Origin of the sequence: Cupriavidus consociatus (assembly GCF_017814975.1) — a bacterium.
Lineage (GTDB): Bacteria > Pseudomonadota > Gammaproteobacteria > Burkholderiales > Burkholderiaceae > Cupriavidus > Cupriavidus consociatus.
The window spans coordinates 88,090-108,081 of sequence record NZ_JAGIQA010000028.1; the positions used below are offsets into that span (position 1 = coordinate 88,090).

General features: G+C 61.1%; 15 protein-coding genes and 1 pseudogene. 6 read left to right on the forward strand and 10 right to left on the reverse strand.

Annotated elements, in window-relative coordinates; all coding sequences use genetic code 11:
- The first annotated feature begins 8 nt into the window (after positions 1-8).
- Positions 9-809, forward strand: a complete 801-nt coding sequence (locus tag J8I82_RS29685; RefSeq protein ID WP_245180259.1) for a class II aldolase/adducin family protein — start codon at positions 9-11, stop codon at positions 807-809.
- Positions 810-839: 30 nt separating this feature from the next.
- Here the strand turns inward: J8I82_RS29685 and J8I82_RS29690 are convergent, their stop codons facing one another.
- From J8I82_RS29690 to betC, 6 genes are read right to left on the reverse strand one after another with little or no spacing between them, the layout of a single operon-like run.
- Positions 840-1,526: a GntR family transcriptional regulator gene (locus tag J8I82_RS29690; protein ID WP_209762990.1), complete on the reverse strand. Its 687-nt coding sequence runs from the start codon at positions 1,524-1,526 to the stop codon at positions 840-842.
- Positions 1,527-1,556: 30 nt separating this feature from the next.
- Complete coding sequence (locus tag J8I82_RS29695) at positions 1,557-2,300, reverse strand: hypothetical protein (RefSeq protein ID WP_209762992.1); 744 nt, start codon at positions 2,298-2,300, stop codon at positions 1,557-1,559.
- Positions 2,301-2,304: 4 nt separating this feature from the next.
- Positions 2,305-3,276 (reverse strand): Bug family tripartite tricarboxylate transporter substrate binding protein, encoded by a 972-nt coding sequence (locus J8I82_RS29700; RefSeq protein WP_209762994.1) that lies wholly within the window; start codon positions 3,274-3,276, stop codon positions 2,305-2,307.
- Positions 3,277-3,314: 38 nt separating this feature from the next.
- On the reverse strand, positions 3,315-4,190 hold the full coding sequence (gene mmsB, locus J8I82_RS29705) for a 3-hydroxyisobutyrate dehydrogenase (RefSeq protein ID WP_209762996.1): 876 nt from the start codon (positions 4,188-4,190) through the stop codon (positions 3,315-3,317).
- 26 nt (positions 4,191-4,216) lie between these two features.
- Entirely contained in the window at positions 4,217-5,719 is a 1,503-nt protein-coding gene (locus J8I82_RS29710) for an aldehyde dehydrogenase family protein (RefSeq protein ID WP_209762997.1), read from the reverse strand.
- Between the two features lie 10 nt (positions 5,720-5,729).
- On the reverse strand, positions 5,730-7,259 hold the full coding sequence (betC, locus tag J8I82_RS29715; protein WP_209763000.1) for a choline-sulfatase: 1,530 nt from the start codon (positions 7,257-7,259) through the stop codon (positions 5,730-5,732).
- A gap of 82 nt (positions 7,260-7,341) precedes the next feature.
- Between betC and J8I82_RS29720 the strand changes: the two genes are divergently transcribed.
- The 5 genes from J8I82_RS29720 to J8I82_RS29740 all read left to right on the forward strand — a co-directional run bounded on the left by J8I82_RS29720 (position 7,342) and on the right by J8I82_RS29740 (position 12,509).
- Positions 7,342-8,565, forward strand: a complete 1,224-nt coding sequence (locus J8I82_RS29720) for a CaiB/BaiF CoA transferase family protein (RefSeq protein ID WP_209763002.1) — start codon at positions 7,342-7,344, stop codon at positions 8,563-8,565.
- Positions 8,562-9,293, forward strand: coding sequence for an enoyl-CoA hydratase/isomerase family protein (locus tag J8I82_RS29725; RefSeq protein WP_209763004.1), 732 nt, complete (start codon positions 8,562-8,564; stop codon positions 9,291-9,293). Before J8I82_RS29720 ends, J8I82_RS29725 begins: the two co-directional genes overlap by 4 nt.
- A 325-nt stretch (positions 9,294-9,618) precedes the next feature.
- Positions 9,619-10,071 carry an amidohydrolase family protein gene (locus tag J8I82_RS39165; protein WP_209763006.1) on the forward strand — a complete coding sequence of 151 codons (453 nt, stop codon included), beginning with the start codon at positions 9,619-9,621 and terminating at the stop codon, positions 10,069-10,071.
- Positions 10,052-11,341 carry an amidohydrolase gene (locus J8I82_RS29735; protein WP_209763008.1) on the forward strand — a complete coding sequence of 430 codons (1,290 nt, stop codon included), beginning with the start codon at positions 10,052-10,054 and terminating at the stop codon, positions 11,339-11,341. The genes J8I82_RS39165 and J8I82_RS29735 overlap by 20 nt, the downstream gene beginning before the upstream one ends.
- Before the next feature lie 241 nt (positions 11,342-11,582).
- Positions 11,583-12,509, forward strand: coding sequence for a porin (locus J8I82_RS29740; RefSeq protein ID WP_284183217.1), 927 nt, complete (start codon positions 11,583-11,585; stop codon positions 12,507-12,509).
- A gap of 262 nt (positions 12,510-12,771) precedes the next feature.
- Here J8I82_RS29740 and J8I82_RS29745 read toward each other — a convergent pair whose 3' ends face one another.
- The 4 genes and pseudogenes from J8I82_RS29745 to J8I82_RS29760 all read right to left on the reverse strand — a co-directional run bounded on the left by J8I82_RS29745 (position 12,772) and on the right by J8I82_RS29760 (position 19,039).
- Complete coding sequence (locus tag J8I82_RS29745; RefSeq protein ID WP_209763010.1) at positions 12,772-14,436, reverse strand: ISL3 family transposase; 1,665 nt, start codon at positions 14,434-14,436, stop codon at positions 12,772-12,774.
- A gap of 303 nt (positions 14,437-14,739) precedes the next feature.
- Complete coding sequence (locus tag J8I82_RS29750) at positions 14,740-15,237, reverse strand: hypothetical protein (RefSeq protein ID WP_209763012.1); 498 nt, start codon at positions 15,235-15,237, stop codon at positions 14,740-14,742.
- 793 nt (positions 15,238-16,030) lie between these two features.
- A pseudogene (locus J8I82_RS29755) lies at positions 16,031-17,008 on the reverse strand (AAA family ATPase).
- Positions 17,009-17,035: 27 nt separating this feature from the next.
- Complete coding sequence (locus tag J8I82_RS29760) at positions 17,036-19,039, reverse strand: helix-turn-helix domain-containing protein (RefSeq protein WP_209763014.1); 2,004 nt, start codon at positions 19,037-19,039, stop codon at positions 17,036-17,038.
- Positions 19,040-19,992 lie beyond the last annotated feature (953 nt).

Sequence of the window (19,992 nt, forward strand, 5' to 3'; positions counted from 1 at the left end):
ACAATGACATGAGAAGCGATACCGAGCAGCTTTCTGCCCCCGCAAAAATGCCCGAGGGCATGGATCCGGTCGAGTGGCAACTGCGCTGCGATCTCGCCGCGTGCTATCAGCTCACCGACCTTTATGGCATGTCGGACCTCGCGTCGACGCACATCTCGGTCATGCTGCCCGGGCCCGAACACCAATTCCTGGTCAACCCGCTGGGCACGCTTTTCGACGAGATGACGGCTTCATCCCTACTCAAGGTGGATCTGGCCGGTCGCGTCGTGGCGGGCGATCCGTCGCTGCTCAACCCCGCCGGCTTCATCATCCACAGTGCCATCCACATGTCGCAGTCCGATTTGCAATGCGTCATGCACAGCCACACGCGCGCCAACAACGCGGTCGCCATGCAGGCCATGGGGCTGCGGCCTCTCAGTCAGAAGGCCTGCGTCATGATGGACTTTCTCGGCTACCACGACTACGAAGGCGCGGCGCTCGATGAGGACGAACGGCAGCGACTGGTGCGCGATCTCGGCCCCGAGGGGCGCGTGCTGATCCTGCGCAACCACGGTGCGCTAACAGTTGGCCGCAGTGTGGGCGAGGCGTTTTGCTGGATGCTGCGGCTGGAGACGGCCTGTCAGTACCAGATCGATGGTCAGGCCGGTGGCGTGCCGCTTCATGAATTGTCCGAGGCCACCATCCGGCATACCCGCGCCCAGGGGCGCAAGATGCTTGGTCCCGGCGGCTTCCTGGAGGTTGGCAAGGTGGAATGGCCTGGCCTGTTGCGCAAGCTCAATCGGGAGCGTGGCACCTCGTACCGCACTTGATACTCCGCCCCGATGGCTGCAGCCCGCGGTCTAGAACATCGAGAAGGTAATCGTCTTCGCAACCGCGTCACGGATGTGCTGGATGCGCTCCCGGTTCAGCTGCTCCGCGGCAGCACCATCGCCGCGACTGATGGCATCCAGCAACTTCTCGTGTTCCTCGATCGCTGCTTCCATGCGCCCCGGCAGGACAGCGGTTCGATTTCCCATCAGTCGCAGCTGATTTTCGATGTCGAGGACGTACTCAGCCAGCGTTTCGCTGCGGCAGCATTCGACGAGCACACGGCGAAACGCCAGCGCGTGGTCCAGATAGCCGGCAACATCGTCCTTCTTCGCGCAGGCAGTCAGTTGCTGGAGCAGCTTCTTCAGCCTCTGCAGGTGCGCAGCATCCATATGCCGCGCCGCCAGGCGTGCCACCAGACCCTCGAGCACCTCGCGGATGTCCAGGAGCTCAAGTACTTCTTCCGGAGTCAGCTGCCTCACCGTGACGCCGACGAAAGGGGTCCGGGTAACGAGCCGCTCGGTCTCGAGTTGGCGGATCGCTTCCCGGATGGGCGTGCGGCTCACTTCGAATTCCGCTGCAAGATCCTGCTCTGTCAGCTTTGCGCCCGGCCGCAAATCGCCGCGCAGAATCGCCGAGCGAATCCGCTCGCAGACCTGCTCCACGGACAGGGGTTGTGGATCCCGTTTTCGCACTGCGCTCGATTTTGCTGTGGTCATGCGGACAGTATACAGAAGATCCGACGCACCTCAACGGCCAGGCAGGTACTCGGCAGCCATGACCGGGACCTGCAGCACGAGGAGGTGAAGACCCTGCGGACCGGCGTTGCAGGCGCCGCCATGCTCACCCGTTGACAGGAATCGACTCTCCCACTGCTGCAAGCGGCGTTCCGGGGCGTTCAGTTCACCAGCAAGGACTAGCTGGAATTGCCCCAAGCCGCGGGCAGCCGGAACCCTCAATTCCGAGAAAGGAGGCAATTGCAATGCAAAGGCTTCCGGGTCGCCTGAATTGCCTTCAATCAGTTCCACACGCACAGGTGCCGTCAGGGAGCGGAGCAGCTCGGGCGTTCGGGGTGGATGCGCTGGCCCGTGCGCATGCCGCTTTGGTCCGCGGCGCAGCTTGTCCCGTGCAATCGGAAGAAAGCTGGCGCCCGTTTCGAACACCGCACGGATGGTGAAGTAACTTAGCCCCTGCGGCCCGGCCACCAAAGGCCCATACCCTGTGAATGCGCCGGCGTAGTGGACGGAGCCGGGCCCGACCGCACGAGATCCCAGGGATCCCGATCCTTGCTTGAAGACCTGGAACTGATTCTGCGTATGAAAGTGCGTCGGCAGCACCGAATGCGGTGGCTGCTCTACCAGAAAGATGGTGGGAGACAGGTGCGGGTCGGACCCGGTCTGCATCCATTCACTGCGATGGAAACTGAATCCGTTCTCCAGGACCCGATGGTGCCGCGTGTCACGAGCGAGCGTCGCAGAGCCGACAGCGATCATGACATCACTCCACGCGAGCGCCGGACGCCTTGACGACAGCCGCCCACCGCCCCATTTCGCCACGCAGGAAAGTCCTGAATTCCGCCGCGGTGCTGCTGCGGGGGCGACCGCCCAGGGCTGCAATCCGCTCGGTCAGTTCGGGAGACTGGACGATCCTGGCGAGCTCCGCGCTCAGCTTGTCCACGACAGGCTTAGGGGTGCCAGCGGGCGCTAGCATACCTACCCACGGTACCATGTCGAAGTCGTCCATGCCCACTCCGCTCTCAGCGACGGTCGGTACGGACGGCAGTGTCGTCAGGCGCTCCCGGGAACTCACCGCGATCGCACGCACCTTGCCGCTGGCAAGATAGGGCTGCGCGCCCGCAACGGCATCGAAGGCAACCTGCACCTCCCCCGCGGCAAGGTCGGTCAGCGACTTGGCGGACCCGGGATAGGGGACATGGGTCATTTCCATGCCGGTTCGCCGCAAGAGTTCCGACATTGCAAGATGGGACACCGAACCGTTGCCGGGGGAAGAATAGTTGACCTTTCCTGCGTTTGCCTTCACATAGGCAATCAACTCCTTGAGAGAGTGAATGGGAAGCGCGCTATTGACCATCAGCAGGAGCGGCGCATCGTAGACCAGGCCGATCGGCTCGAAATCCTTGGTCGTGTCGTACCGCAGGTTCCGGTACATGGAAGGATTACCAGCCAGCGCCGCCGAGGCCGACAGCGTCATCACGCTGCCGTCGGCGGGCATCCGCGCAACCGCTGCCAGAGCCAGGCTGCCGGACTGCCCCGGCATATTCTCCACGATCAGCAACCGCCCGATCGCCGGACCGAGGCGGTGGGCCAGGAGCCGGGCGACCACGTCGACAGACTGGCCCGAGGGATAACCCACGATCAACTTACCTGTTTCCTTCTGCGCGAAGGCTGCGCCGCTGGCGAACAGCAACGCAACAACAGCTAGCCGAAAGACGCGTCGTACGAATGCCATGGTCGGTCTCCTTGCTTCTCGATTTGGCTGCGAGCAGCTTATGCGCCGAGCATCTTGATGATGGAGGAAAAGTCGAGCCGGCCACGCCCAGCGGCGCAATGCATGGCGTAGACCGAGGCGGCCGCCGCGCCCAGCAATGCCGGCGACTGGCTGGCCACGGCAGCTTGCTCCGCCAGCCGCAAGTCCTTCAACATCAACTCGGAAGCAAATCCGCCCTCGTACCCACGATTAGCAGGAGCGGACGCTACCAGGCCGGGCTCTGGCGCATAGCTCGTGAGCGCCCAGCATTGACCGGACGACGTCGAGGCAATCTCGTGGAACCTCCGTGGATCCAGCCCCAGCCGCTTGGCCAGATGCAGGGCCTCGGAGACGGCCACCATGGAAATGCCGGCCAGCATGTTGTTGCAGATCTTCGCCGCCTGGCCAGCACCCGCCGCGCCTGCATGGAAAATGTTCTTGCCCATTACGCGCAGCAGTTCGAGGGCACGCGCGAAGCCTGCTTCGGTGCCGCCGACCATGAACGTAAGCGTTCCCGCCGCCGCGCCGCTTACGCCGCCCGAGACGGGAGCGTCCAGCGTGACATGCCCCTTTTTCTGCAGCGTTTCGTGGAACACGGCGCAGGACGCGACATCGATCGTCGAGCAATCGATCACAAGCGCGCCAGGCGCGAGCGGCAGGGTGTCTGCCGTGAGCACGTCCAGTACGTGCCGACCGCTGGGCAGCATGGTGATGACCACTTCCGCCCCGGCTACCGTCTCCTCGACCGAAGCCCGCGGCCCCAGGCCCGCATGCAATGCGCGCTCCATCGAGTTCGCGTTCAGGTCGAAGCAGCGCACACCGTGCCCTGCTTCCTTCAGTCGGCACGCCATGGGAAACCCCATATTGCCCAAGCCAATGAAACCGATCACAGCCATTCTTGTCTCCTCGCAGCGAGCGCTGCTCAGTTCATGTTGAAGATCACCGTCTTCTTGTGCGTGAAGTGGTCGAGCATTGCCTCCAGCGACGCCTCGCGGCCAAGGCCGGATTGCTTCACGCCCCCGTAGGACAGACCAGGCTGGACCACGATGTTCTGGTTCACCTGCACGAAGCCAGCCTGCAGACGCCGGGTGGCATCCAGCGCGGTTTTCAGGTTCTGCGTCCAGATCGTTGCTGCCAGTCCAAAGTCGCTGTCGTTGGCATCCGCCACGGCTTCCTCGTAACTCGAGAATCGGATCACGCACGTCACGGGTCCGAAGATTTCTTCGCGCGCCAGCCGCGATGCGTTGTCCAGACCGGTAAAGATCACCGGCCTGACGAACAGCCCTTGACGAAGGGACTCGTCTTCGGGCAATTGGGAGCATTCGAGCGCGCGGGAGCGAGGCTCGGCCCGACCGCTTTCGATATAGCCGAGCACCTTGTCGAGCTGGGGACGCGAGATGACCGTGCCGATATCCGTCGCTTCATCCAGCGGATCCCCCATCTTCAGCGCGTCAACGCGCGCCTTGAGCAAGGCGACGAATTCATCGTGCACCTTGTCGTGCACGAAAATGCGGCTGGCGGCGGTGCAGCTCTGTCCCTGGCGAGTAAAGCGCATGCCACTCACCGCGCCGGCAACGGCCTTCGCGATATCGGCATCGTCCATCACGATCATCGGGCTCTTTCCGCCGAGTTCCAGTGTGACGGGGATGAGCTTCTCCCCCGCTGTGCGCGCCACGATTCTCCCGGTCTCGACGGAGCCGGTGAACGTCACCTTGCCGACTGCGGGATGCGCGACCAGGGGCGCCCCGCATTCCGGGCCGAAACCTGAGACGATATTCAGCACCCCGGCTGGCAGCGCCTGGTTGATGATCTGGCACAGCCTCAGGACCGCCAGCGGTGCTTCTTCGGCCGATTTCACCACGACCGTGTTGCCGGCCACCAGCGCTGGGGCGATCTTCAGCGCCATGAGCATCATGGGGGCATTCCATGGAATGATGACACCCACCACTCCGATCGGTTCGCGCTGCGTGACTGTCAGCATGTCCGGGCTGAACGGGATGGTTTCGCCCTTGAGTTCCGAAGCCAGGCCGCCGTAAAACTGCAAGGTGTCGGCAACGACGGAGGCTTCGACCCGGCTCTCGGTGCGCAGCGCCTTGCCGGTCTCGAGCGCCACCAGCCGGCCCAGCTCCTCCACGTGCTCGGCACTCAGGCGCGAGCAATCGGCCAGCAGAGTGCCACGCTTGCGAGCGGGCATCGCTGCCCAAGCAGGCTGCGCCTGCGCCGCCGCACGCACTGCCTGTTCGACATCGCTTGCGTCGCTGTGCGCCGCTTGCCCAATCTCGCGCCCGGTTGCAGGGTTGACTACCGGAAACCGTTTCCCCGAACGAGCCGCCGCCAGCTCGCCTCCGATCAGGTTGTAGCCGCTTATCGCGCGAGCCAGGCGGTGCGGATCGATGTCCGTTGTGAGCTTGTTCTGAGTCATCATCGGCCTCCTTTCACTTGGCCTTGGCGACGGGCGCCACAGCCGGCCAGCGCTTTTTTACCTTGATCACCCGAGCGCTGCCCCGACGAACAAACCGGCGCGTATCGTCCGTGGCCGCCTGAAAGTCCCAGGTGGGCTGGATGCCCTCGGGCAGCGAGTTGATGAACTTGCGGCGCGCCTGGCTGGCAAGCACCTGCTGCGTGATGGCAGCGGGATCCCACCGGGAGAGCACGCGTGCCTTGAGTCCGGCAAGCACCTGCGGCTGCTCCTGCGCGATGTTCACCAGCTCGTTCGGATCGGCCTCCATGTCGAAAAGCAGGTCTGGATGGCCATGGGTGTACACGTACTTGTATCGGCCACGTCTCAGCATGCAGCATGGACCGGTGACACCCTCGGCGGTGTATTCGACAAACGCTTCCGCCTCGCCGTTCTCATCGCCCGTTGCGACCAGCGGCACGAGGCTGCGTCCATCGATCGGCTCGACCCAGGGCGGCGCTTTGCCATCCATCGCGAGATCCAGCAAGGTGGGCAGCAGGTCCACGTGAGAGACCGGCTCCGCGATGCGCCGAGCGTTGCGCTTGCGCGGGTCGTAGACGAGCAGCGGAACCTTGGCCGACCAGTCGAAGAACACCCGCTTGAACCACATGCCGCGCTCGCCCAGCATGTCACCGTGGTCGGAAGTGAACACGACGATGGTGTTGTCCTCGAAGCCCGCGCGTTTAAGCGTCTCCAGCAGACGGCCGATCTTGTCGTCGACGTAGCTCACCATCGCATAGTAGGCATGGCGCGCACGCCGCACCTGTTCATCAGTCGCCCCTTGCTTGTCCAGTCCGTGGGAATACTGCACCCATTGGCTGAGCTTGTCGCGGGCCTGCATCGGCATGTCTCCGACGACGGGCAGGTTGATCTCCTCCGGCGAGTAGCGACCCAGGTACTCGGGAAGGATGTGATACGGCGGATGGGGGTGCGTATAAGAAACGCACATGAAGAACGGTTGCTCGTCTTCCCGCGCGAGGTCGTACAGACGCTGAATCGACTTCGCCTCAACCTCTTCGTCGTAGTCGAGTTGCAAGCTGCGGAAGCAAGAGCCGCTCTCATCCACGGTACTCAGGTTGTGCCCGGGTGAGTAGAAGCTGAACTCGCCCTCCGCCCAGTCCGCGGCCCAACCAAAGTCCGCCGGGTAGATGTCGGTGGTAAGGCGCTCCTGGAAGCCGTGCTTTTGATCGGGGCCGACGAAGTGCATCTTCCCGCTGAGGATGGTCTTGTATCCCTGTTGCGCGAGGTAATAAGGCAGCGTGGGCGTGGCAGCCTGGAACTCGCACGCGTTGTCGAACGCGCCGATGCGCGTGGCGAACTGGCCGGCAAGCAGCGAGAACCTAGCAGGCGCGCACAAGGGGAAGTTGCAGTAGGCGTTGTCAAAGACTGCGGAGCGTTCGGCCAGCGCCTGGAGGTGCGGCGCCTTCACGACCGTGTTGCCGTGGAAGGGCAACACCGGTGCCGAGAGTTGATCGGCCATGACGAAAAGAATGTTGGGCTTGCGCATGTGTCTCCTCTTTTGGATAACGGTTGCATTTCCGTTGTATGCAATATAGAGTGGGACATGCGATCTTACAAGGGGAGAAAGCATGACCGATCCAACTTCCTTGCCGCTTTCCGGGATTCGTGTCCTGGATCTCACGAGGGCGCTTGCGGGACCCTTCTGCACAATGGTCCTGGGTGATCTGGGCGCCGACGTGATCAAGGTCGAGCCCGCGGGCGGGGACATGATCCGCCACTGGGGGCCTTTCGACCGCGGCACCAGCGCTTACTACCTGAGCGGCAACCGCAACAAGCGCGGCATCGCCGTCAACTTCCGCGATCCGCGCGCGCTCGACCTGCTGCGCGATCTCGCCGGCCAGTACGACGTGATCGTGGAGAACTTCCGAGCCGGCGCCATGGAATCCATGGGTCTTGGGTACGAGGCGCTTATCGAAGCGAACCCTCGGCTTATCTATGCGAGCGTCACCGGCTTCGGCCGTACGGGACCAGCGAGTCAACGTCCCGGGTTCGATCAGATTGCGCAGGGATACTCCGGACTCATGAGCGTGACGGGCATGCCAGAATCGGGACCGGTCAGGGTGGGTGTGGCGATCGGCGATCAGACTGCCGGGATGTGGTGTGCCATCGGCATCCTTGCTGCCGTAGCGCAGCGCCACGCCACCGGGCGCGGGCGCCGGGTGGAGACATCATTGCTGGCAGGACTCGTCGGGCTCATGAGCGTCCAGGCCCAGCGTTACCTGAGCCTTGGGGAGATTCCCGGTCTTGCCGGAAACACGCATCCTGTGATTGCGCCGTATGGCGTGTTCCAGACCGCGGATGGACCATTGAACATCGCACCTGCGACAGCCGAGATGTGGCGGCGCCTCTGCGAGGTGCTTGGCCTGCAAGCGCTGATCGATGATCCGCGCTACGAGACGAATGCAGCGCGGATCGAGCGGCGCGCCGAGCTCAAGGAACTGATCGAGGCCAGGTTGAAAGCGCACACTCGCAAGGAGTGGACGGAACGACTGCTGAATGCAGATATCCCGGCTGGCCCGATCTACGACGTCGCCGATGTTTTCGCCGATGAACAGGTCGTTCACTCCCGGCTCGTGGAGCAAGTCCGGCACCCGGAACTGGGCGCCATCCGGCAAGTCGGCAGCCCGATCGCCTTCGACAGCCGCCATGGGGAATCCATTCGCCGCGCGCCGCCCTTGCTCGGCGAGCACACGTTTGACGTCCTACGGGAGCATGGATTCATCACGTCCGACCTGGAAGCGCTGGCGCGCGAAGGCATCATCCTGCAACACGGCCACGACCCCAAGCCATGACATCCGCAAAGCCTAGCCTTGATATCGCCAATGGGACGGCGACGATCACACTTCGACGCCCTGCCGAACACAATCGACTTGATCCTGACGATATCGGAGTCCTGCTGCGACTCCTGGAACAAGTGAAGTGCGACCCGACCTTGCGGCTGCTCGTGCTGACGGGCGAAGGCGAGAAGACCTTCTGTTCTGGCTATACGCTGAGCCAGATCGCCACCCGCCTGGACCGGTCGCTCGAAGACATGATCGACGCCCTGGAAACCCTCGAGCTCCCGACTTTATGCGCGATGAACGGTAGCGTCTACGGTGGTGGTACGGACCTCGCGTTGGCCTGCGATTTCCGGATCGGCGTTCACGGTTGCAGGCTGTTCATGCCCGCTGCGAAGTTTGGGCTGCACTATTACCCCGGGGGGCTGCGGCGCTTCGTTACGCGCCTGGGCTCGCCGGCAGCCAAGAAAATCTTCCTGACGTCCATGTCACTCGAAGGCGAGGAACTGCTCCGGATCGGCTTTCTCACCGATCTCGTTCGCCGTGAGGACCTCTCCGCTACCATCGACAAGTATGCCGAGTGCATTCAGCGTTGCGACCCGGCCGCTGTTCGTTCCATGAAGCAGCACATCGATGCAATTGCCGGCGGAGAATGGAATGAAAGCATCGGGAGATCGGCCTATGAAATCTCGCTGCGATCAGAAGAGACGGCGCGACGCCTTGCCGAACTCGCGGCCAGGTAGACGTCCAGCCCTGTCCGCAATCCGCCACGTCACATTTGTAAAATCTTTGAAAATCAGCGCAAAATGGTCTTGCTCTTGAATAACGGAAGGCAGCATTATGGCGCAGCAATTTCTCCGTACAAATCAATGCATTTATCCATGTAATTGCTATTTTTTCGCCCCAGAAATAGCTTTGCATAGGCGCTCGATTTTTGCGAAATCGACTCGGCAGTAGTGGTTCAGACAAATGAGCGCTTATGCATGTTGTAGTGCTCGACGTAGCGTTGGATCTCCTGGGCCAGTTAACTGAACGGATTGAAGAGGCAGGAATATGAGGACGACAACGATGATGCGGTCTTTCAAATATACCCTGACATTAGCACTCGCGGCGGCCAGCGCCGCCGGCGCGTCTATTTGCACTGCCGCAGAAAATGCGGCCACGGTCGCTGAGGCGATCTATGTCAACGGCAAGGTTCTGACGGTGGACGCCGGCAACCGCGTCGCGGAGGCGGTTGCCATACGCGACGGACGCATCCAGGCGGTAGGGCGCAGGGCCGACATCGAGGCACTGGTCGGGCCTAGCACCCGGGTGGTCGACCTTAAAGGGAAAACCATGATTCCCGGCTTCGTCGATGCGCATAGCCATTTCCTGGCGACCGGTGCCGGGGAGGCGTTCTCCATCGATTTGAGCAGTGCTCCCGTGGGCGCCATCAAGAGCATCGACGAGATCGTCGCGCGCCTGAAACGCAAGGCCGAAAAGCACGCCCAAGGGAGAATGGGTGCTTGGCTACGGCTATGACGACACGCTGGTCATGGAGACGCGGCACCCGACCCGAGCCGACCTGGACCGCGTGTCCACCGATCATCCGATCTTCATTCGGCACGTATCGGGTCACTTCGGCGTTGCCAACAGCAAGGCTCTGGAACTCGCGCAGCTCACCAGAAACAGCCCGAATCCACAGGGCGGAGAGTTCCGGCGCGACACTGCCACCGGAGAGCGCAATGGCGTACTGGAAGAGACGCCCGCACTGGCACCAGTGACAGCCCGGATACCGCCCCTGAGCCGCGAGAAGAATCTTGAGGCGATCCGCAAGGCCACCGAAATTTACACGGCCAAGGGCGTGACGACGGCGCAAGATGGCGCCCTCGGAAACCCCAAGCTGCTGGGCATGCTGCAGGAAGCCGCGGCGCAGGGACAACTGCAGATCCGTCTGGTGCTCTGGCCCACCGCTCCCGTGGCGAAGACGCTGATCGACGGCAAGGCGGAGTTTCACTCGCCGAATCCGGAATTGATTAGCATCGGCGCAACCAAGATCTTCAGTGACGGCTCAATCCAAGGCTACACCGGCTATCTGAGCGAGCCCTATCACGTCCATGCCCCCGGCAAGGACGATAACTACCGCGGCTACCCCACCCTGCCGCGCGAGCAGCTTGCCGCGCTGGTTCTCGAACAACATAAGGCCGGCCGGCAGATTGCCATCCACGGCAATGGCGATGCCGCCATCGACGACATCATGTTTGCCTTCAGCGAAGCACAGAAGGCCTTCCCCCGTCCCGATGCGCGCCACATCATCGTGCACGCGCAGACAGCACGCGACGACCAGCTCGACCGGATGAAGACGCTCGGCGTTATCCCCTCCTTCTTTGTCCTGCATACCTACTACTGGGGCGACCGGCACCGCGATGTTTTTCTCGGATCCCAGCGTACCATGCGCATCAGCCCAACTGAATCCGCGCTCAAGCGCGGGCTGCGGTTCACCATCCACACGGACACGCCCGTGGTGCCGATGGACCCGCTGCGCCTGATGTGGTCTGCCGTCAACCGGGTATCGAGCAGCGGCAAGGTGATCGGAGCCGCGGAGCGCATCAGTCCCACCCAGGCGCTGCGCGCGGTCACCATTGACTCCGCATGGCAGGCCTTTGAGGAGAACAGCCGTGGCTCGATCGAGCCGGGCAAGCTCGCGGACTTCGCCATCCTCTCGGCCAGCCCGCTGGACGACCCAGCTCGGATCAAGGATATCCAGGTGCTTGAGACCATCGTGGGAGGCAAGACCCTTTACGCACGGTAACGGGCCCAACCCCCACCTGAGCAACCTGAGCATTGCCTAGCCCGATGAGACGATGACCCCTAACGGGGCGACCCCCAACGAGAAGGCGGGATCTATGTCAACGCCGCGCCTCGGGAGGTGCCCGGTTGGGCCTCCCTCTCTATGAATCCTACAAAAACCCACCGACCGAAAAGCCTGACACACTGATTGAGGAGGTTGTGACGCGATTTGTCTTGCCCAAGAAGCTTGTATTTGCGACCGCGTGCTCGTTGATGGTACAACGAGCTTTGCCCAAACAGGAGTTATTCTGTATGGGGTTGTTGACGCCGGCATTGAATTTGCCAATCATCAGCCGGGGCATGGAAATTCCGTGGTCCGATTGACGTCTGGCAACATTGCTGGCTCCCGATGGGGCCTGCGTGGCACCGAGGATCTGGGGCAAGGCCTCCGTGGTGCTTTCGTATTGGAAAGCGGCTTTGATGTAGACACGGGAAAATCCGGACAAGGGGGTCGGCTCTTCGGAAGACAAGCTTACGTAGGGGTCCAGGGCTCGTGGGGCGGCCTGCTGCTTGGTCGGCAGCAATCCGCGATGTTTGACTTTATCGGAAACTTCGAGCCGATGGCACTCGCGACCAAATATTCGGTTTTCACGCAGGACCCTATCTACGTCCAGCGAGCTGACAATACGGTGAAGTATGTCGGAGTGTTTGGCGACTTGGCGGCATCCGCGTTTTACAGCTTTGGGGCGGATAGCAACGTTGCCAATGGCAGTGAAGTCCCCGGCAATCCGAAGCTTGGCCGGGAGTTTGGTGGCTATGTGATATATACGACTGGGCCCTTCGCCGTCGCCGCAGCATACGACCAACTCAATACCGGCACCACGACCGTCACCCCGGACGCTATGACTCGACGTGCCTCCGCCGCGGCAACATACGCTACCGGTCCAGTGAAGGTCTTCGCCGGATACCGGTGGGCACGTGCTTACGATGGTGGTGTGGTTCCGGGCGCAATTCCGGGTGCGGCAAACCAGGGATCTAATCTGTATTGGCTGGGTACGAGCTGGCGGGTAACACCAGCGCTCGGCCTCTCAGCGGCCGCCTATTATCAGGACTTTAAGAACACCGGCAGGACGCGTGGCTGTTCACTGCAAATGTTGCAGATCGTTAATTCTGCGAATGGTGCGCACTAATACTGCGACTGTGGCGTGCCAAGGAGGCTTCGGAACGGCTCGCGATCTTGCGCGTACTGTTTCCCTACCCATCGCATCACCGCATTGAGATTTTTGAGCTGGTGCGTGAAGTGTCCTTTCCCTCGTCTTTCCCGCCCCACTACCACCATACTTCTTATTGAAGAACGTGGGCGAGCCCGCCAGCTCGTCCCTGCCGCACGAACTCACGCGCCTGCGATGGCGGCCGGACTCGCAATTCCAGCAATACAAGCAGGCCTGTCATTCAGTTCGGCTTCAACACCCGCAGCCGCAGAAGCTCAATATTCGCGCGGCCATACATTTGGCGCTTGAGAAGCTTGAGCCGGTTGACATGACCCTCGGTCTGGCCATTGCTCCATGGCAACTTGAATGCCGCCCGCACCGCCGGGAGGTCGGCGCGCAGGCTCTGCGCGAATCGACGCATTTCCGCAGCGTCGCAGCACGACAGACGTCCCAACCTCCACGCGAATTCGCCATCGTCACACAAATTGCGGAAGATCCGGTGTATGAGTCCAAGAAACTCTCGCGCGAGGCTGCGGACCTCGCCCACCACGGGTTCGATCTTGCACAGCGCCTGCACGAAGCGCTCGTGGTCCGCGCTCTTTGGCTCCTCGACGGCGAGGTTCTTCCATCCGACAAGCCATCCGAACACGCGCCGGGCCGACGGAATCGGCATCGTACGCGCGGGTACTTGGACAAGCGGTGCCTTGCCCTGCGGAAAGAGAAGCCGGGTCACGCAACTCTGCACGGAAGCACGACTGCCCTTATAGCCTCGCTGCTTGAGTTCTAGCCAGATTAGCTCAGGAAAGCGACAGCCCTGAGCGACTCGTTCCTCGATATAGTCGCGATAGCGATCCAAAGGCGTCGGACCCCGCGCCTTCGGCGCGCGCTCCGGGAATGCCCCCGCGTGGACGAACTTCAGCACGGTTGCACTGCTCATTGAGAATTCGCGCGCGATTCCTCTTATCGTGCAACCTTGGGCACGTAGCGCCATCACCCGCTCGTACAGCGCCAGCCTCGTGGCGCGTCTCTGATCGCTCAGCCGCTGCCATGACCGGAGCGAGTTGAAGCGGCTTAGCCCGCCGCCCCGCCGGCCCAGGGTCACCCTACCGACCTCGACTTTCTGCGCGGCTTGGCGCAGTTGTGGCCCGAGTCGGTAAAGCAGCCTCTCGACGTTGTCGCGCAAGTTGCTCAGCAGATGCCAGCGATCCGAGACTTGCTTGGCTGCCGGCAGCGCGATGTCGACCGCCTCGGAGTAGGCCCCGGCCCGGTCCCTGGCGACGATCTCGATTGATCGGTGCGCACGCATCCACGCGGTCACCGCAATGGCGTCCCTACCGGCGAACACTTCGATCGGCTCACGTCGCTCCAGATCGACGATGATTGTTCCGTACTGGTGACCGCGCGCGATCGCCCAGTCATCGATGCCGACGACCCGCGGTCGTGGTTTGCGCTTGCAGCCCGGAGCTCTTCGCAACTCCCGCAGCACGGTGTCGGCACTCGTGCGCAAGCCCAATAAGTCAGCAAGCCGGGCCGCCGCCTCACCACCGAGGGCGTGGCCCAGCGCGTGTAGCGCCCGAGCTTGCGATCGCGTACGACGTTGATACCGACCGGCCAAGGCGTGGATGTTCTCGGCAAACGTACGACGGGGACAATTGGCGTTCGTACATTTGAAGCGACGCACCTCAATAGCGAGAACGACCCGCTGCTCGAGCACCGGACGTTCTTCCAGTCTACGCACATAGCGGCCGTGGAGTCGGTGACTCCAACGATGGCAGGCAGGACAAGGTGCCGCGCGAACCGTACTGCAAGCTTCGACAGTAATGGTCTCCCCGCACGCGTCGCTGGAGACGAAGCGCTTGCCCACACGGGCGAGAATACGATCGATGCCACCGAGAACTTGCCTCATGGTAACGATCACCGTACGGCCAAACCGGCCGGAAATCAAGCCTCGATTCGGCCGTCACACAAAGTGCGGGAGACCCGTAATCGCGGTACGTTTACGTAGTAATGTTAGTACGCGCCCTGAGGAGCGCCGATTTCTTCTCTTACGACTAAACATTTTTACTGCAGCAGTTCTGGCAGCAACGCGACAACTTGCCTTTCGGCCCTCATCGCCACAACGAGTTGGCGGCTATGCCGTTCGACCCGCCCTACCCTTTCCGCCAGCTTCGTTAGGATCTCTCGCGAATGCTCATGCTGTTCGACAACGTCAAAGGCCGCTGAGCCAACGCACCACCCCAGTCAGTGGATGCAGTGGCTTGCACCACAGAGCGTAGGGATGCCGACAGCCGTTCCAGTGCATCGCGGCGAGCAGCCACGCCGCCGCGTTGACCTGAGTGGCTGCCACCTTGATGGCGGGCTTGTTCGGATCGAAACATCGAACGGCGAGACGAAGCAGCCGCTGTTGGCGACGCGGCACGTTTTCCCACGCCCTGCGCAGCAATAATCTTGTCAAATGCTCGCTGTCGTGCAGCAACGAACTCGAGTCGCCGCCGGCCATCGCCTCGTATGTCCAGTCGCTCGATGCGTAGGTCCGATAGCGCCCGCTGTTGGTCGTAAACGCTCGGCTGCCCAGGATCTGGCGCCATTGACGGATGAGCTTATCGCGCTTATTCGTTGGCGGTGGAACTGTCTCGCGTTCGCGCGGCATCGGCACGTATGCGGGGTTGGTCTCAGACTGCTCCAACACAAGGATCGGCAAGACCATGGTCTATACCCGTAGGCGAAAATAATAGTGTCACTACTTCGCGTATAAATGCGTCACTTCGCCCTTCTCCGCCTCCTCACGCCCGAGAAAAATTCGAGGAATCAAGGAATTAGCGCCCGCGAAAATAAAACTGTCACCCGGGTGGCCTTCCGGGCTGTCGAGCCACTGCGATCACCCCTCCCAGGAACTCTGAGAATTTCGCCGAACTAGCGCCTTGCGGTACCTTGGCCGCATAGGCCGCGCGTCTGTTGGCCGCCACCCCGCGCCACCATAGCTTTGCCGGCATTGCGCGCAGCGATAAGGTGCTTCCAGGAGTTGAACGTTGACACGATATGGTGCCTCGTATCCGCAATGTCGGCATGTCGATTCCAGCGGACAACGGTGCGCAGGACATCGATCAACGCTTTCGATCTGATGCACAACACTGTGATAACCGTGCGCGATACAGGTGCGACAGTAGTGAAGCATTTGACTGTAGCGCCGCCGTCCACCAGGCGCCAGCAGCGCAGCCCGCAAGATGCGCTTCGGCAAGCCTAGGCTACCGTGCAATCGGTCGAGGTCCACCACGCCGCGCTCCGGTACAATGCCCTCATACGGATCGATGTCGGGCCCCATCAATCGCGCCACAACGATCCCCGAAAGCCCATTCGCCTTCTCAAGCATCCACAAGATCGAGATGAGCGACTCGCACGGCTCGACCCACCTTTTGTTAAATAGGTAGCCAAGTGCCGGTGTTAGCTTAGCCTCGTCAAGCGTAAGGATTGGAAATGCCGACGCGGGCGGTGGCGCCTCGCTAGGCGGAGACGAGGACGCGTCCGGTTGCATGGCGTGATTGGACATACCCACAATGGCGAACCGCATGCGCCCACAACGCCGGATCCGGACAATATCCCGGCACGTCCCTAACCTCACTGTCTTTCAGGAGGATCTCGACCGCCCGGACAAAGGAATCCATGGGTATTTCGAGTTTTCCCGGTAGATTCGCCTTGTGATGGGCGGCCTCGAACGCCTGCCATAGTGAATCGGCATCGCTAGCAAGTCGATAGCCGGCATCAAAGGACTGGGGTACGAAGAAGCGCGTAAAGCTCCATTGACTGCCCTCAGGGTAGGCTGTCTGGTCATATCCATTCAGACAGGTCGCCACGTCCGAAGCGTTGCGGATGCCGTAAAACGATAGCTCTTCGACCATCAGTCTCGCGACGATCTGGATCTTCCCTGCCACCTGCAAGGCAGTCTTTTGCGCGAGGAGTTCCTGCTGACCGACGAGAAAGGTAAACAGCTTGATTTGCTGGCGATCGAGCGCGTCATGGACATCGCGCAGCCATTCGTACTCGTTCTCGTTGTACCGCTAAGCCTCATCACAGAACAGGAGCACAGTCCCACTACCTGACCGCGCTGCTGCCTCTCGAATCCGCAGGGATAGGCGTAGGCGCTTGGCTGGATTGGAACCGGCATTCGGTTCAGGGTCACCTACGGCTTCCAGCAGGTTTGCAAAGAACGGGCCTTCGGCGTGTCGCGGCTTGTGTTCGCACTGAGCGTGGTAGCTCGTCATCTTTGGATGGTTGCGTGCCAGCAGCAAGCGCACGTACTCGATGGCTCGTGTCTTCCCGATGCGCGAGGGACCGTAGATCAGCGCTCCCATGATCCGGTAGCGAAGACATCGACTGATCAGCTCGTACAATTCTTCGATCGCCGGCGTGGCGATACGATAGTTACCCGTGACCAGAGGGTGCAGCGACGGATCGATCGGACGGGGTACCTGAATCGACATGACTCACCTCGCGATGTGAACGAGAGATTAAAAGACCTGACCGGTGCCGATGGCGAGCTTTCGAGGCCGGGTCGGCTCTGGCTTTTCCGGCTGTGCAGAACCTTCTGAGGGCTCTCCTAAATGCTGTGCTGGTGAGTTCGTACTTGCCTCGTTCACCGATGCCGGTGCTACCGGTCCTGGAGGAGTCTTCAACGTTGGTGAGCCTGAGAAGCTCCGAGCCGCCTCAGTCAGTTCGGAAGCTGCCCTGCGCGTCTTCTTGGCCTTTTTCAGCTTGCTTTGCACATATTCTTCGATCGGATTCGCCGACGCAGCCCCGCGTTTCCTCTTCTTTCCCTTTTGCCTAAGGATTTCCTGGCGCAATTTGAGGTTGTGTGGCAGCATCCGCCACGCCCCCTGCGCGTCCAAGACACCGAGTTCGGTGCTATCGGGAAGGAACGCTCGAACACACCTCAGGTCGTCCGCATTCATGTAAATGAGCAGCGGCTTTCCTATTAACTGTGTGCTGCGCGCCAGAACATCACTGGTATAACGTACGCCATGTAGATTGATGTGTGGCCTGATCCCCATGCCGAGGTATGCCCGCACGGAGCATCGCTTCGCCGATTGCATTAGGCAAAGCGTGCGGCGACGATGGTCGGGCAGCCATGTCACAAGCTGATGCTTGCCGCGAATGAAATGCTCCATCGCCTCAAGCGGCGTGACGTTGTTCAGACCGGCATGGGGCGTACCGTGGTAACTTGCAATGGCGTATTCAACCAGTTCCTCCAGTTCATCGAGCGACACATACAAGCGCAGCTTGCCTTTCGGATCGGCCAGTGCTCGGCGCAGGTCACGCGGATGCGAACCTGTGTAGCCTGGCAACCGAGAAGACAACCTGCTCGCGATCGTCCCAAAGAAGCGTACGATGTAGGGACGCTCATCAGGGCTGTATTTCGGCCCCGCATCGACACAACAGCCCACGAACTCGCATAAGGCAGTCAGGGTATCCTTTGCCAAATTTGCCTTGGCATTGTCTAGCTTCATCCACTCCCAGACAACATAGGCCAGTTCTGGCAAACGTTGCGATGGAAAGCCCTCATGCTGTCCGTAGACCAAGCCCGGAATCGTGAGACCTCGCGGTCGATGTGGTTCCAGGGCGTTCTCGATGGTCTTGATGACGTCGTAGCGACTGTATTCGCGAGCTAGCGCAATGTGAAAGCCCAGGACCGTTCGGGTGCAGACGTCGATGATCGCAAGTAACCACACACGCTCGATCTCGAACTCATGGTCGAAGCCAAGTGGGTCGCGCACAACCACCTTCAGCCGGATATCCAGCCGGTGGTCGTCAAATTCCACGACCTGATAGGGGCGCGTTGCCGATGGACTCTCCACATCGTCGTACCGCGGCAACCCCTTCAGATGCGACGCGCCCGCTGCTCGCGCGGCCGTGGCAAACGTGCGAAGCATCTCCGCCTTAAGGCAAGCCGCCAGTGAACGAAGCGCGCGGCCGTCCGTGTTGAATGGGTAGTCCCCTGCTGTCAGTCCGGCAGAACGGCATTGCCAAAGAAAGTCGTAATGTAGCGATTGCAAGCCACGCAGACGCGTACTCAACCGCCCATCGGTATGAACCTGCTGGAGGGTCACCCGCTTCTGTTTAACCTGCAGACGTAGCCATGCTCCGAGCTTCGGATAGCGTTCGAGCAGTTGGGCGAAAGCGCCGGCGGTACCTCGACTGCCGCGTTCCCCCTTAACGTCGACAGGACGCATCCGGACGTACTCCGCGACACGCAGATATGGCAAGAGGGCACGAAACCCGTAAATCCGTCCATCAGGATGCGGAGAGAGCCCACGGGCAAGCCAGCGATAGAGCTGCTTACGATTGATACCGGTCGAGTGTTCGATAGCGCTCAGCTCCTCCCCACGCGCATAACGCTCGATCACGTCTATGCGCGCCCGGACGGCCTCGCGAGCGCTAGCATCCAGCTCGGTCCACGCGACGGCAGGCCATACTGCAAGATCAAGTGTCTGTAGTTCGGTTTTGCGGCGACTCATGATTGGGCCTCCACCGCGGAAAAGCGCGTCGATAGGGAAAGCATCTCGGTCCGCAACCCGGATCGCTGTGACGCGTCCCTCGTGCAGCAGCTGAAAGACGGCCGCCCGCACGAGGATGGGATCACCCTTTGATAGCTCGCGCTCTATGGCGACCAGGGGCTGCGGAGCGGCGACGAAGTCCTCGACGAGCCGTAGTAATGACGCGGACAGAAGGCCACGCGTGGCAACGATGCAAGGCAACATGCGCTGCCAGTTGTCTACCCAGATACGCGAGGCCACCAGTTCCGCGGCATGGATCAACCGGACGTTTCTGTCGCCGGCATCAAGATTCGCGAGTGGTTTCGCATCGGCTGCAACTATCGGATCAGCGAGGATAACGAGTTCTTGCCGATCGAGGTATGACACCAGGAAGTCGGCGAGACTCCGTTTTCCCTGGAACTGAATATAGCCAGGACGCTCGCAAAACCCGCGAACTCTCGGATCGGACTCAATCGTGATCCATAAGTCGAACGCCTGCCGTCGGTACAGGATGATCCGTCGATTCAGCTTTGGACTAAAAGCTTCGATGCGGTGTGCGCCGTAAGGTCGGGCAATTGCGATCGGCTCGGAGACTTGCCAAGAATCTTCCATAAGATCAGTACCTTACGGTCGGGATTCGAAGTCTAGGATGCAACGAGACGATTTTAATACGGAGTAATGCGAATTGACTGATTTATTATTTTTAGAGTGTCGATAAAAATGTCAATTCATTTTCCGCCACCTTTGCTCAACAAGGGTTCCAGCCGGATACCCCGGTGACAAATTTATTTTCCGCTACGGGACTCCGCTGGTCAAGGCCAGCGGCGCCAGCGTCGAGTAACCCATCCAAGGAGAATTCCCATGACACGCAAGCTCAAGGCCGCCATCATCGGCTCGGGCAATATCGGCACCGACCTGATGATCAAGATCCTGCG

Coding starts and splice junctions, on each gene's coding strand:
- J8I82_RS29685 (WP_245180259.1), top strand. CDS start 9: ATGAGAAGCGATACCGAGCAGCTTTCTGCCCCCGCAAAAATGCCCGAG.
- J8I82_RS29690 (WP_209762990.1), bottom strand. CDS start 1,526: ATGACCACAGCAAAATCGAGCGCAGTGCGAAAACGGGATCCACAACCC.
- J8I82_RS29695 (WP_209762992.1), bottom strand. CDS start 2,300: ATGATCGCTGTCGGCTCTGCGACGCTCGCTCGTGACACGCGGCACCAT.
- J8I82_RS29700 (WP_209762994.1), bottom strand. CDS start 3,276: ATGGCATTCGTACGACGCGTCTTTCGGCTAGCTGTTGTTGCGTTGCTG.
- mmsB (WP_209762996.1), bottom strand. CDS start 4,190: ATGGCTGTGATCGGTTTCATTGGCTTGGGCAATATGGGGTTTCCCATG.
- J8I82_RS29710 (WP_209762997.1), bottom strand. CDS start 5,719: ATGATGACTCAGAACAAGCTCACAACGGACATCGATCCGCACCGCCTG.
- betC (WP_209763000.1), bottom strand. CDS start 7,259: ATGCGCAAGCCCAACATTCTTTTCGTCATGGCCGATCAACTCTCGGCA.
- J8I82_RS29720 (WP_209763002.1), top strand. CDS start 7,342: ATGACCGATCCAACTTCCTTGCCGCTTTCCGGGATTCGTGTCCTGGAT.
- J8I82_RS29725 (WP_209763004.1), top strand. CDS start 8,562: ATGACATCCGCAAAGCCTAGCCTTGATATCGCCAATGGGACGGCGACG.
- J8I82_RS39165 (WP_209763006.1), top strand. CDS start 9,619: ATGATGCGGTCTTTCAAATATACCCTGACATTAGCACTCGCGGCGGCC.
- J8I82_RS29745 (WP_209763010.1), bottom strand. CDS start 14,436: ATGAGGCAAGTTCTCGGTGGCATCGATCGTATTCTCGCCCGTGTGGGC.
- J8I82_RS29750 (WP_209763012.1), bottom strand. CDS start 15,237: ATGGTCTTGCCGATCCTTGTGTTGGAGCAGTCTGAGACCAACCCCGCA.
- J8I82_RS29760 (WP_209763014.1), bottom strand. CDS start 19,039: ATGAGTCGCCGCAAAACCGAACTACAGACACTTGATCTTGCAGTATGG.